Origin of the sequence: Sphingomonas chungangi, assembly GCF_013778325.1 — a bacterium.
GTDB classification, from domain to species: Bacteria; Pseudomonadota; Alphaproteobacteria; order Sphingomonadales; family Sphingomonadaceae; genus Solisphingomonas; species Solisphingomonas chungangi.
Genome location: NZ_JACEIB010000025.1, coordinates 1 through 12552 on the forward strand (window position 1 = coordinate 1; position 12552 = coordinate 12552).

General features: G+C 66.2%; 13 protein-coding genes. 6 read left to right on the forward strand and 7 right to left on the reverse strand.

Annotated features, from left to right (window positions below; all coding sequences use genetic code 11):
* Positions 1 to 372 precede the first annotated feature (372 nt).
* Positions 373 to 1818, forward strand: a complete 1446-nt coding sequence (locus tag HZF05_RS14305; RefSeq protein ID WP_160365258.1) for an oligosaccharide flippase family protein — start codon at positions 373 to 375, stop codon at positions 1816 to 1818.
* On the opposite strand, the gene HZF05_RS14310 is transcribed toward HZF05_RS14305, so the two are convergent.
* Positions 1819 to 2247, reverse strand: coding sequence for a CBS domain-containing protein (locus HZF05_RS14310; protein WP_160365259.1), 429 nt, complete (start codon positions 2245 to 2247; stop codon positions 1819 to 1821).
* Between the two features lie 85 nt (positions 2248 to 2332).
* Between HZF05_RS14310 and HZF05_RS14315 the strand changes: the two genes are divergently transcribed.
* Both HZF05_RS14315 and HZF05_RS14320 read left to right on the forward strand, forming a co-directional pair.
* The gene (locus HZF05_RS14315; RefSeq protein ID WP_160365260.1) at positions 2333 to 2626 is read left to right on the forward strand and encodes a hypothetical protein; all 294 of its coding nucleotides are present in this window, start codon (positions 2333 to 2335) and stop codon (positions 2624 to 2626) included.
* The gene (locus HZF05_RS14320; RefSeq protein ID WP_160365261.1) at positions 2623 to 2997 is read left to right on the forward strand and encodes an acyl-CoA thioesterase; all 375 of its coding nucleotides are present in this window, start codon (positions 2623 to 2625) and stop codon (positions 2995 to 2997) included. The genes HZF05_RS14315 and HZF05_RS14320 overlap by 4 nt, the downstream gene beginning before the upstream one ends.
* Before the next feature lie 163 nt (positions 2998 to 3160).
* On the opposite strand, the gene HZF05_RS14325 is transcribed toward HZF05_RS14320, so the two are convergent.
* From HZF05_RS14325 to hisS, 4 genes are all read right to left on the reverse strand, one after another.
* Positions 3161 to 3937 carry a DUF4167 domain-containing protein gene (locus HZF05_RS14325; protein WP_160365262.1) on the reverse strand — a complete coding sequence of 259 codons (777 nt, stop codon included), beginning with the start codon at positions 3935 to 3937 and terminating at the stop codon, positions 3161 to 3163.
* 300 nt (positions 3938 to 4237) lie between these two features.
* Entirely contained in the window at positions 4238 to 5143 is a 906-nt protein-coding gene (gene prmC / locus HZF05_RS14330; protein ID WP_160365263.1) for a peptide chain release factor N(5)-glutamine methyltransferase, read from the reverse strand.
* A complete protein-coding gene (gene prfA, locus HZF05_RS14335) occupies positions 5130 to 6212 on the reverse strand; it encodes a peptide chain release factor 1 (protein ID WP_160365264.1) in 1083 nt (360 codons plus the stop codon). The genes prmC and prfA overlap by 14 nt, the downstream gene beginning before the upstream one ends.
* Positions 6209 to 7543 (reverse strand): histidine--tRNA ligase, encoded by a 1335-nt coding sequence (hisS, locus tag HZF05_RS14340; protein WP_160365265.1) that lies wholly within the window; start codon positions 7541 to 7543, stop codon positions 6209 to 6211. The genes prfA and hisS overlap by 4 nt, the downstream gene beginning before the upstream one ends.
* 105 nt (positions 7544 to 7648) lie before the next feature.
* Here hisS and ppa point away from each other — a divergent pair, with 105 nt between their 5' ends.
* The 3 genes from ppa (at position 7649) to HZF05_RS14355 (ending at position 10995) form a co-directional block, all read left to right on the forward strand.
* Positions 7649 to 8218, forward strand: a complete 570-nt coding sequence (gene ppa / locus HZF05_RS14345) for an inorganic diphosphatase (RefSeq protein WP_160365266.1) — start codon at positions 7649 to 7651, stop codon at positions 8216 to 8218.
* Positions 8219 to 8307: 89 nt separating this feature from the next.
* Complete coding sequence (locus HZF05_RS14350) at positions 8308 to 10251, forward strand: M61 family metallopeptidase (protein ID WP_181638883.1); 1944 nt, start codon at positions 8308 to 8310, stop codon at positions 10249 to 10251.
* Between the two features lie 87 nt (positions 10252 to 10338).
* Positions 10339 to 10995 (forward strand): DUF1345 domain-containing protein, encoded by a 657-nt coding sequence (locus HZF05_RS14355; RefSeq protein ID WP_160365267.1) that lies wholly within the window; start codon positions 10339 to 10341, stop codon positions 10993 to 10995.
* On the opposite strand, the gene HZF05_RS14360 is transcribed toward HZF05_RS14355, so the two are convergent.
* The gene (locus HZF05_RS14360) at positions 10992 to 11915 is read right to left on the reverse strand and encodes a hypothetical protein (RefSeq protein ID WP_160365268.1); all 924 of its coding nucleotides are present in this window, start codon (positions 11913 to 11915) and stop codon (positions 10992 to 10994) included. The two genes, HZF05_RS14355 and HZF05_RS14360, sit on opposite strands and share 4 nt — an antisense overlap.
* Before the next feature lie 26 nt (positions 11916 to 11941).
* Positions 11942 to 12442 carry a GNAT family N-acetyltransferase gene (locus tag HZF05_RS14365; protein WP_160365269.1) on the reverse strand — a complete coding sequence of 167 codons (501 nt, stop codon included), beginning with the start codon at positions 12440 to 12442 and terminating at the stop codon, positions 11942 to 11944.
* Positions 12443 to 12552: the final 110 nt, after the last annotated feature.

Below are 12552 nucleotides of genomic sequence, written 5' to 3' on the forward strand. Positions count from 1 at the left end.
ACGTGATGATGCCCAGAGGCCACCATCGCACGCCGAGCCGCCGCCCGCATGTCCCTTCATCCAACCAACAATGAGAAAGAACGAACCGCTGCGCCGACAACCCCTTGTCCCTCCCTTTCGGTCGGGGCAGTGTGGCTGCCGATGTAGCGGTGAACCGCGTTTCGCTGTTGGCGAAGCGCCGTTGACGAGGGGCTATCTATGGGCGGTCGTCCCCTGCGTCAACCGGGTTTTGCAATTTTGTTGCGGTCATTGCCGAAGTGCCCGGAATCCGGGCTTTCTTAACCCCCGTCAGCGCATATCCTGTCCATGCAGAGCGTGGAGAATCGGGTGTCGGCGATTCGTGAAGATCGGGAATCGGCGGAATCGGGCGGGATGAGCACGCGAATCCGCAGCGCGGTGATCTGGCGATCGGGCAGCCAGTTCGCCGGCCAGCTGGTGATGTGGGGATCGACCTTCCTGGTACTCCGGCTGCTTACACCGGGCGACTATGGCCTGTTCGCGATGACGCAGGTGGTGATCGGCCTCGCCCAGCTGCTTAACGGTTACAGCTTCGCTTCCTCGCTGGTGCAGGCCGAGCAGCTCGACCAGCGCAGGGCGGGTCAGGTTTTCGGCATGCTGATCCTCATGAACTTCGGCATGGCCGCCGTGCAATTCCTGATGGCGCCGCTCGCGGCCGATTATTTCCACCAGCCCGGGCTGACGCTGATGCTGCGCGTCCAGTGCCTGCTGCACCTCACCACGCCTTTCATCGTCGTGCCGCAGGCGATGCTCAGCCGGAACATCGACTTCAAGACGCAGGCACGCGCCAACCTCGCCGCCGCGCTGAGCGGCGCGATCGCCGGGCCGGCCTGCGCAATCGCGGGACTCGGCGTGTGGACGCTGGTGATCGCACCGATCGTCATGTTCTGGACGCGCGCGATCCTGCTTCAGGCGCTCGGCCGCTGGTGGATCCGGCCGCGCTTCGCGCTCGCGGGCGCGGGCGCGATGTTCGGATATGGCGGCATGGTACTGGTAAGCGACGTGCTGTGGTTCGTGCAGAACCAGGCCGACACCTTCATCGCCGGCCGCCGCTTCGACGCGCACATGCTCGGCCTCTATTCGGAAGGGCTGTTCCTCACCCAGCTGTTCATCAACAAGTTCGTGCCGGCCCTGAACGAGGTCGCCTTCCCGGCTTATGCCCGTATGCAGGCGGATCGCAGCGCGGTCGCGTGGAGCTTCGCCAAGGCGCTGTCCATCATCATGGTGGCCGCGATGCCCTGTTTCATCGGGCTGGCCGCGACCGCCGAGCCGCTGGTACTGACGGTGATGGGACCGAAATGGGCCGAGGCGGTGCCGCTGGTGCGGCTGCTCGCTTTCGCCATGCCGTTCACGACCCTGCACGTCCTCTATCCGCCCGCCACCAACGCGCTGGGCAAGCCCAAGATCGCGGCGATCACGTCCGCGACCGGCGCGGTGGTACTGCCGGTCGCGTTTGCGGTGGGCGTGGGCTTCGGTCCGATCGGGATGGCCGCCGCGTGGGTGGTGTCGATGCCTTTGCTGGTGCTGCTGTCTTCGAGCCTTTCGCTGCCCGTGCTCGGCCTCAGCTGGACGCGGCTGGGGCAGGCCGTGCTGCCGCCGCTCGCCGCCGCACTGGCGATGGGCGCGGTGGTGACGGGTGTCGACCACCTTCTGCCGCCGCTGGCGCCACCGGCGAGGCTCGCGACGCTCGTGCCGGTGGGCGTGGCCGCCTATGCCGGCTTCGTGCTGCTGTTCGCACGCGACATCGTGAACCAGGCGCTGGCGATGGCGCGCGGCCGGGGTAAGCCGGCCGCCGCCTGATCAGTTGCCGGCGATATAGAGACGCATCGCTTCCGCATCGGCCTCGATGCGATCGATGCGCAGCTTCACCAGATCGCCGATCGACACCAGCCCAACCACCGCACCGCCCTCAACCACCGGCAGGTGGCGGATGCGCCTCTGTGTCATCAACGCCAGTGCCGACATGATCGGCGTATCCTTCTCCACGGTCAGCGCAGGCGAGGTCATCACTTCGGAGACGCGCCGGTCGAGCGCGCTCGGACCTTCCTCGGCAAGACGGTAGATCACGTCGCGCTCGGAGAAGATTCCCTCAACGCGCCCGCCGGCGATCACCGGCACCGCGCCGATGCGCCGCTCGGCGAGCAGCTTAACCACCTCACCCACGCGCTGGTCCGGGCCTGCGGAGATGATCTCCGCGCCCTTGTTCTGGAGTATCGCCGCGATCGTCATGCCGGCTCCTCTCATTCTCGTTGACGAGCCGGCCCTTTGCGCCGGCCGGGTTGATCATCCCACGTCCGGGGCGCAATGGAAAGCCATGCCGAGGCCCGATCCCGTTCCCGACACGCGCATCGCCAATCCGCGTGCCTGGGCCCGTTTCCGCGCGATCATGCGGTGGATGACGCTGCTGGGGATCGCCTGCGTGATCGGCGCGCTGGCCTATCTGTACGAGGGCGGCACACCGATGACGACGACGATCGTGATCGCCACCGCGCTCGGCGTGTTCCTCACCGTTCTGGTCGGCACCGGGCTGATGAGCCTAATCTTCCTCTCGCACGGCAGCGGCCATGACGAGAAGGTAGACGATCCCTTCGACGAAAGACCGCGATGATAGATGCACGCGAACCAATCCTGCGCGTTGTCCCGATGCCGGGCGATATCAACGCCAACGGCCATATCTTCGGCGGCTGGGTGCTCTCGCAGATGGACATCGCCGGCGGCATCGTCGCCGCGCGACGCGCTGGCGGCGCGGTCGCGACCGTGGCGATCGAATCGATGGCCTTCATCTCGCCGATCCTGCTGCACGACCTGATCTCGCTCTATGCCTGGGTGGAGCGTGTAGGCCGAACCTCGATCGCGGTCCGGATCGAGGTGATCGCCAGCCGCGATCGCGGAGCGAACGAGGTGAAGATGACGGAGGGGCTGTTCACCTTCGTGGCGCTGGACGAGGCGCATCGGCCGAGACCGGTAGAACACGGATAGAGCCTCTTCCCGTTCGGGCTGAGCTTGTCGAAGCCCTGCCTTTCCTTCATCCGCGCCGAACGAAGAACGACAGCCCTTCGACAAGCTCAGGGCGAACGGAGAATAGAAAAGGGCGCCGCTCCTTATCGGAGCGACGCCCTCTTTCGTTCACGATCAGCCGGGATCACGCCGCGACGTCGGCCTCGGGCGAGGCGCGGCGGGTGCGGCGCTTGCGCGGCGCGGGCTCGGCGGCTTCTTCGTTCGCGCCCTCGTCGGCCACGGCAGAGAAGGACGGCGGCAGGCGATCGACCTCGATGCGCGGCGGCGCCTCGGCCTCGGGCTTCACCTTGCGCGGACGACCACGACGCGGCTTGGGTGTCTCTTCCTCGATGGCGACAGGCTGCGCAGCCTCGACGGGTGGTGCTTCCTCGACCACCGGTGCGGCAGCGACAGGCTCGCGATAATCGCGGCGCTCGCGGCGGTTGCCGCGATCTTCGCGATTGCCACGGTCTTCACGGTCATCGCGACGATTGCCGCGATCCTCGCGGTCGCCTCGATCGCGGCGGTATTGCTGCTGTTCCGGCTGCGGCTCACGCGCTTCGGTCTCGGCCGCCTCATCGCCGGCCTCGCCCTCATAGCCCTCGCCATCGAAATCTTCGTTGTCGAAGCGCTGGCGGCGCTGCTGATGCTGCTGGTTCTGATCCTCGAAGCGCGAGCGCGACTCCGCCAGCACCCGGAAATAATGGTCCGCGAACTGGTGATAATATTCGGTCATCACCCGGTCGCCCTGGGTCTGGGCATCGCGCGCGAGATTCTTGTATTTCTCAAGGAGCTGGGCGGCGTTGCCACGCGCCCGGTTGTCGATCCGGTTGCCCCTGTCGCCACCGTTGTTGGGACCGCGCATCTGCTGCGGGCCACCACCACGGCCACGGCGACGGCCGTTCTGCCGATTGTTGATCAACGTCTGAGAGTCCTCGTTCTTGTGGCCTTTTGAAAGTCACCACTCCTGCCGGTCAAATTCCGGCGTCATCATCCGGGCCATCCCGGCGATCCGTTTGTCCGATCCATGGCCGCGCCGGCGACTGGGCACACGCCGGGCGTGCGCCTGATCCGCGTCGCTGCTTCCACTCCCGGAAGCAACAGGCCATCGGTTTCGGCATGGGGCAACAGCCTAGGAAACCTGCGTTCCGATGCTGATGTGCCCCCGTTCCTCGACACCATGTAGTGCGCCTGAACGGCAAAACCAAGTCAAATATGCGTTCTACCGCCGCCTTGCCACGAGGCAGCGATCGAGACCCGCGAGGTCGTGGCGGATATGCACCACCAGCCCTTGCGAAGCCATGAACGAGGCGACCGAGGCGCCTTGCGTCGCGCCGATCTCGATGCAGGCGACGCCGCCGGGGACGATCTGCGCGGGGAGCAGGGGCGCGATGGCGCGATAGTCGTCGAGGCCATCGGCGCCGGCGAAGAGGGCGGAGTGCGGCTCATAATCGATCACGTCGCGGGCGAGCGGCTCGGCCGTGCCGATATAGGGCGGGTTGCACAGGATCAGGTCGAAAGCTTCGCCGGTGCCGGACCAGCCGCCTGCGAGGATTTGCGCGCGATCGGCCATGTCGAGGGCTTCAGCATTGGATTGCGCGATGGCGAGGGCCTGCGGGGAGCGATCGATGCCGACGCCGGTCGCCTCCGGCCATTTGTCGAGCGCAGCGAGCAGCAGCGCGCCCGAGCCGGTGCCGAGATCGAGGATACGCTTCGGGCCGGGCATTCCCGCAAAATGGGCGACGGCCGCCTCGATCAGCGTCTCGCTGTCGGGGCGCGGGATGAGAACACCGGGGCCGACCTGCAAGCGGATCGTCCAGAAGTCGCGATAACCGAGGATGTAGGCGATCGGCTCACCAGCCACCCGCCTCTCGACCAAAGCCTCAAACACACCGTTCGTGTCGAGCGAAGTCGAGACACGTGCCCCAAGCGCAACGCCCGCCTTTGGCCCCCCGACTTCGCTCGGGACGAACGGGAGGTGGAGGCCACCCAACAGCATCACCTCGCGCGTCACCCCCAGCGCCTCCGCCATCAGCAGCTCGGCATCGAGCCGTGGCGTCTCGGATATCTCGGTCAGCCGCACGGCAGCCGCCCGGATCGCCGCCCCGATCGTCTCAGGCGGCGACATCGTCCAGCGCGGCGAGCCTTCCCGCCTCGTCCTCGGCGATCAGCGCGCCGATCAGCTCGTCCATCTGGCCCTGCAGGATTTCGGGCAGGCGGTGAAGCGTCAGGTTGATGCGGTGGTCGGTCACCCGCCCCTGCGGGAAATTGTAGGTGCGGATGCGCTCGGATCGGTCGCCCGACCCCACCATCGCCTTGCGCGATCCCGCCCGCTCGGACGCCAGCCGCTCGCGCTCCTGCTCATAGAGACGCGCGCGCAGCACCTTCATCGCCTTGGCCTTGTTCTTGTGCTGGCTCTTCTCGTCCTGCTGGATGACGACGAGCCCGGTCGGCAGGTGGGTGATCCGCACCGCCGAATCCGTGGTGTTGACCGACTGCCCGCCCGGCCCCGACGAGCGATAGACGTCGATGCGCAGATCCTTGTCGTCGATCTTCACATCGACCTCCTCCGCCTCAGGCAGCACCGCGACGGTGGCGGCGGAGGTGTGGATGCGCCCGCCGCTCTCGGTGACGGGCACGCGCTGGACGCGGTGCACCCCGCTCTCGAACTTGAGACGCGCGAACACGCCCTGCCCGGTGACGGAGGCGACGACCTCCTTGTAGCCGCCCATCTCGGCGGCGTTGGCGGACATCAGCTCGACCCGCCAACCCTGCGTGTCGGCATAGCGCTGGTACATGCGGAACAGGTCGCCCGCGAAGAGCGCCGCCTCGTCGCCGCCGGTGCCGGCGCGGATCTCGAGGATGGCGGAGCGCTCGTCGGCGGCGTCCTTGGGCAGGAGCGAGATGGCGAGGTGGCGCTCAGCGCTAGGCAGGCGATCCTTGATCGTCTCGATCTCCTCGGCCGCCATTGCGCGGATCTCGGGATCAGGGTCCTCGCCCATGCCGGTGAGCACCGCCAGCTCGGCGCGCAGCCGCCGCACCTCGGCCGCCGCGCGCGCGACCGGCTCGATCTCGGCATAATCCTTGGAGAGCTGGACGAACTGCTCGGGCGGCAAGTCCGCACGCGCCATAGACGCCTGCAGCTCATCGCGCCGGCCCTCGATCTGGGCAATGCGTTCGGCGGAGATGGAGGTCATGCGGTAGGCGCACCCTTCATGCGCAAGATCACTTCGCCACCCTCGCTCCAAGTCCCGACGACATCGAAGTATTCGAGCAGCAGGTCATCGAGCGCCGGTCCAGCGGCGTCTCGGCCCTGACCGATTACGACGCCGAGCGTTTTCAGCTTGGCTCGCGCGATGTCATGCGTGCCAAGGGCATGCGTGTTGAGCGAGAGAACAAGGCGAGGATCAAGCTTCATCGCTCGATCAAAGCGCTTCTTCACTGAACCGGAGGCAATAACCTCCGTCGCAACACCCTTGCGACGCAAGCCCGAAACCAGCTTCGTGCCAATTTGCTGAAGCTGATCGTCCTCGACAGCGACAACGATTTCAGGGCGCTCCGCGATCGGCGGATGAATGAGCATCCCCAGCCGCTCGATGCCCGCCGCCCAGCCGACCGCCGGCGTGTGCGGGCCGCCGAGCGTCTCGATCAGCCCGTCATAGCGGCCGCCGCCCAGCACCGTGCCCTGCGCGCCGAGCCGGTCGGTCACGAACTCGAAGGCGGTGTGGCGGTAATAATCGAGGCCACGCACCAGCCGCGCGTTGCGCGTCCACGCCACGCCCGCCGCATCCAGCCCCCTGGTCACCGCCTCGAAGAAGGCGCCGGCCTCGCTCGACATATGATCGTCGATGCCCGGCGCGGCATCCGCGATCGAGCGATCCCTCGGGTCCTTGGAATCGAGGATGCGCAGCGGGTTCTTGTCGAGGCGCGTCTGGCTGTCCTCGGAGAGATCGCCGCGATGCCCTTCGAAATGCGCCACCAGCGCCTGCCGCCACGCATCGCGCGTCTCGGAATCGCCCAGCGTGTTGAGCTGGAGCGTCACGCCGTCGTCGACCTTCAGCTCCTTGAGCAGCTGGTCGGCGAGCACCAGCAGCTCGACGTCGGCGGAAGGCTCGGCCGCGCCGATCACCTCGGCGTCGATCTGGTGGAACTGGCGATAGCGCCCCTTCTGCGGCCGCTCGTAGCGGAACACCGGGCCATGAGTGGCGAGCTTGAGCGGTGCGAACTGCTGCCAGCCCTCGGTCAGATAGGCGCGGCACAGGCCGGCGGTGAACTCGGGCCGGAGCGTCAGCGAATCCCCGCCGCGATCCTCGAACGTGTACATTTCCTTGGAGACGACGTCGGTGGTCTCGCCGATCGAGCGGGCGAAGACGGCGGTCGCCTCGAAGATCGGCACCTGGACCTGCTGGAAGCCGTACAGCTTCCGCACCCGCTCGAAGGCCTCGACCACGGCATGATGCCGCCGCGCCGAATCCCCGAACAGATCCTGCGTTCCGCGAATGGGCTTGGGGGTTTCCGGTCGTGCCATGGGGGCGGCCTCCTAACCTAATTCCTCAAAAGGGAAAATATCATTCGCAATCGCACAATAAGACGCTTGTGATTGTCATATCCGAACCGCTATCCGCACCACGCTATGAACATCGATCTCATCCCCGTCGGGGCCAATCCGCCGCACGAACTCAACGTCATCATCGAGGTGCCGGTGGGCGGCGAGCCGGTGAAGTACGAGTTCGACAAGAAGTCGGGCGCGCTCTTCGTCGATCGCATCCTGCACACGCCGATGCGCTATCCGGCGAATTACGGCTTCGTGCCGCACACGCTCTCGCCGGACGGCGATCCGCTCGATGCGCTGGTGATCGCGCGCTCGCCCTTCGTGCCGGGATCGGTCGTGCGCGTGCGGCCCATCGCGGTGCTGCGGCTGGAGGACGAGGCCGGCGGCGACGAGAAGCTGATCACCGTGCCCGACAACAAGACCTTCCCTTATTACAACGAAGTCGGAGAGAAGGGCGATCTGCCCGAGATCGTGATGCAGCAGATCGAGCATTTCTTCACCCACTACAAGGATCTCGAAAAGCAGAAGTGGGTGCGCATCGGCACCTGGGGCGATGCCGAGGAAGCGCGCAAGGTGATCGTCGAGGCGATCGATCTGGCGGCCAAAAAGAAGGCCGAGACGGGTACAGACGCGGGCGCGAAGGCACTTTGAAACATTTGAAATGATGTTGCGCGCTCTGGACGTCCGGTTCGGAGCGCGCAAATAAGCGTCTTTTCCGCGTATCCGGAGAGTCGCTTATCATGTTCACATCGTCCCGCCTCGCGCTGGGCGCGGCACCGCTGGCGCTGATCGCCGGCGCCGCATCGGCCCAGATGCAGCCCGCCGGCAACAGCCTGCCGCAGCCGGTCACCATTACCGACACCATCCCGGCGCCGAAGGATCTCGCCTATCCGGGTGGCACCATCAAGCTGTCGGTCGACGCGACCGACGTGACACGCGGCATCTTCTCGGTGAAGGAAGTGATCCCGGTCGCGGAGGGCGGCAAGCTCACCCTCCTGCTTCCCAAGTGGCTGCCCGGCAATCACAGCCCGACCGGCGAGATCAGCAAGATTGCCGGCATCACCTTCACGGTCGACGGCAAGGCCATTCCCTGGGTACGCGACACGGTCGACGTCTTCGCCTTCCACCTCGACCTGCCGGCCGGCGCGAAGGCTGTGACCGCGACCTTCCAGTATCTCTCGCCCACGAAGTCCGATCAGGGCCGCGTGGTCATGACCCCCGACATGCTGAGCCTGCAATGGGATGCGGTGGCGCTCTATCCGGCCGGATACTTCGTCCGCCAGATCCCCTTCTCGGCGAGCGTGCAATATCCGAAGGGCTGGAAGTCGGCGACGGCGCTGGCTCCGGGCCTGTCGGGCGACAGCGTGACCTATCCGACCGTCGATTTCGAGACGCTGGTCGATTCCCCGGTCATCGCCGGCCATAACATGGTGAGCCATGATCTGGCGCCCGGCGTGAAGCTGGACATCGCCGCCGACCGGCCCGACCAGCTCGTCGCGACGCCGGAGCAGCTGGCGCCGCACAGGGCGCTGGTCGCTCAGGCGGTGAAGCTGTTCGGCGTGCAGCATTACGACCATTACGATTTCCTCTTCACCCTCTCGGACACGCTGGGCGGCGAGGGGCTCGAGCATCATCGCTCGTCGGAAGACGGCACCGGTGCCGACTATTTCACCGGCTGGGCCAGCAAGGCGCCCGATCGCAACCTGCTGGCGCACGAATTCACCCACAGCTGGGACGGCAAGTTCCGCCGCCCCGCCGATTTGTGGACGCCCGACTATCGCACCCCGATGCAGGACACCCTGCTGTGGGTCTATGAAGGCCAGACGCAATATTGGGGTTATGTGCTGCAGGCACGATCCGGCCTCGGCACCAAGCAGGAGATCCTCGACTCACTCGCAGCGACGGCAGCCTATTACCAGAACAGCCCCGCCAAGGACTGGCGATCGGTGGAAGACACCACCAACGATCCGATCATCGCCCAGCGCCGCCCCAAGGGTTGGACGAGCTTCCAATGGTCCGAGGACTATTACGAGGCCGGCAAGCTCGTGTGGCTCGATGCCGACCAGCTGATCCGGGAGAAGACCGGGGGCAAGAAGTCGCTCGATGATTTCGCGCGCATCTTCTTCGGCGTGCGCGATCGCGACTGGGGCGTGCTGCCCTACACCTTCCAGGACGTGGTCGATGGGCTGAACAAGGTGATGCCCTATGATTGGGCGGGCTTCCTCAACGAGCGGATCAACCAGCCGGGCGCCAGGTTCCCGCTCGATTGGATCACACGCGGCGGGTACAAGCTGGTCTATCAGGACACACCGACGAACTGGTGGCTGCAGCGCGAGAAGGGGCGCAAGATCAACGATCTCAGCTACTCGATCGGCCTGACGATCAGCACCGGCGACGCCAAGGGGCAGATCGGCGGCGTCTTCTGGGGCAGCCCGGCCTTCCAGGCGGGCATCACGGTCGGTTCCAAGCTGCTGGCGGTGAATGGGCGGGACTACAGCAAGGCGTTGCTGGCCAGCGCGATCGCGGCGGCCAAAGGCACCAACCAGCCGATCCACCTGCTGATCAAGCAGGCCGACCAGTATCGCGACATCGCGCTCACCTGGAGCGGCGGCCTGCGCTACCCGACGCTGGTGAAGACCGGCAAGGGCGAGACCGGTCTCGACAAGCTGCTCGCGCCGAAGTGATTCCGGGCGTCAGCCCTTCCCGTTCGCGCGGGAAGGGCTGACGAAGATTTCACGCGACGGCGGGGCGGCGGGCGCTATGGTCGTCCCATGGCTCTCTCGCTCCACCTCGGCCGGCGGATCGCGCCGCCGCGCTTCATCGCCTTCGTGCTGATCCTGATCGCGGGGCTACCGATCCTGCAGCCGCTGCTGGGCTGGCGGCAGGGAACGATGGCGGCATTCGACATTGCCGCCGTCATATTTCTGGTCTCGATCTGGCCGCTGCTGAAGACTCCGCACGCTAGGGAGATGCGCGTCCATGCCGAGCGCAACGACGCCAATCGCGCCGTGCTGCTCGGCATCACCGGCGCGGTGATGCTGGTGGTGCTGGTCGCGGTCGGTTCCGAGCTGATCGAGAAAGGATCGCCCAAGGGATTGCAGGTCGCGCTGATCATCGCGACCCTGCTGCTCAGTTGGCTGTTCACGAACATCGTCTACGCGCTGCACTACGCCCATATGTTCTACAGCCAGGAAGCGGGTGACGAAGGCTGCGAGGATATCGGCGGGCTCGATTTCCCGAGCACCAAGGAGCCCAATTACTGGGACTTCGTCTATTTCAGCCTGACGCTGGGGATGACCTTCCAGACCTCCGACGTCGAGATGACGACGACGTCGGTGCGCATCGTCGCGACCTTCCACTGCTTTGCCGCCTTCATCTTCAACCTCGGCGTGCTGGCCTTCACGATCAACACGCTCGGCGGCGGCTAAGCCCTCAGCTTCGCGATTTCCTGCGCGGAACGATGGCGATACTCCGCCGTCGAGTAGCGATGCGTGCCGACGAAATGGAGGAAACGCGCGTCCGGATCGGGCGCCTCGTTCCAGTAGTTGAGGTAGCGGCTATACGGCAGCGGCGTCATGCCCGGCTCGTTGGAGAGCAGGAAACTGGAGGCGACCTGCTCGGTGCCCCATTCGGTCCAGCGGTCCGCGCCGACCAGCACCGCGCCGGCCTGCGAGAAGGCCTCGGCCTCGGGACGCCCTGACGGCCCGCCACGCGCGAAGCCGGTGAAGCCCGAACAGCCGCGCACGTAGCGATGGCCGGCAGCATCTGGGTAGTCGCCGAAGCACGTCTCGATCGCGGTCTGGATATGGAGGTGGCCCGCAGGCGCACCCTGCGGATAGCGATGCGCCACGAAGTCTGGCAGCGGAAGTGCGCCGACACCATCGGTCTCGGGATCGCCGATCAGGGTGAAGCTGTGATTGCCCTCGATCGCAGCCCGCACCTCGGGCACGTCGCCCACCGTCACAGTGTCTGAATCGAGCTGGATCACATAGTCGTCGGCCCGCAGATCGAGCAGGGTGAGCAGCCGTTCCCAGGTGCCGCCGCGCGGGCAGCGGCCGGTATCGACATCGTGGATCGGGCGGATCTCGGGATTGCCCAGATGGCACGCCAGCACCGCCCTGTCGCCGCCGGTCAGCGAACCGTCGTCGAGGATCGCGATGCGGCCGATCCGCAGCCGCGCATGGAGCGACTTCACAGCCACCAGATAGGGCAGCAATACCCGCGTGCCGATCATCGAGAAGATCACGACGCGGTCTGCCGTCGGCACGATCGGCGGCGTCTCCAGCACCGCGCGGGCGGAGCGGAGGTGCAGTGCCTCGCGGCCCTTGCGGAGGATGCGGTCGATCATCGTCGCTTCCGCCTAGCGGATCCTCGTCACTTCCCGGTTAATGGTTGGCCCGTTAACGCGAGCTTCGCGATCCCCTCGCCCTCGACGCGCCAGGGCTGCCAACCCTCGTGCCGCTTCGCGCCGATGCGTTCGTAGAATTTCATAGCCTCGGTGTTCCAGTCGAGTACTGCCCAGTCCATCCGCGCGCACCCCCGCGCCATCGCCTCCTCGGCCAACGCGACCATCAGCGCCTTCGCCACGCCCGACTTGCGTGTCGTGGGATCGACGAACAGATCCTCGAGATACAGGCCGGGGCGCCCCGTCCAGGTCGAATAGTTCAGAAACCAGAGCGCGAGGCCGACCGCACGGCCGTCCCATTCGGCAATATGGGCATGAACGTGGGCGCTCTCGCCGAACAGATTTTCCGTCAGCATCGTCTCGGTCGCGACGACGGCGTCCGGCTCGCGCTCGAAGTCGGCGAGCGCGCGGATCATGCGCAGGATGTCGCCTTCGTCGCCAGGCACGGCGGCGCGCACCGCCACGCTCATCGCGCACCACCGAAAGCGACGAAAGCTGCACGAGTGACGGTCATTCCAGGCTCCTTGCCGCGATACGGGCCGGGACCCTGACAGGCGCAATCCTATTTTGGAAGGGTCGG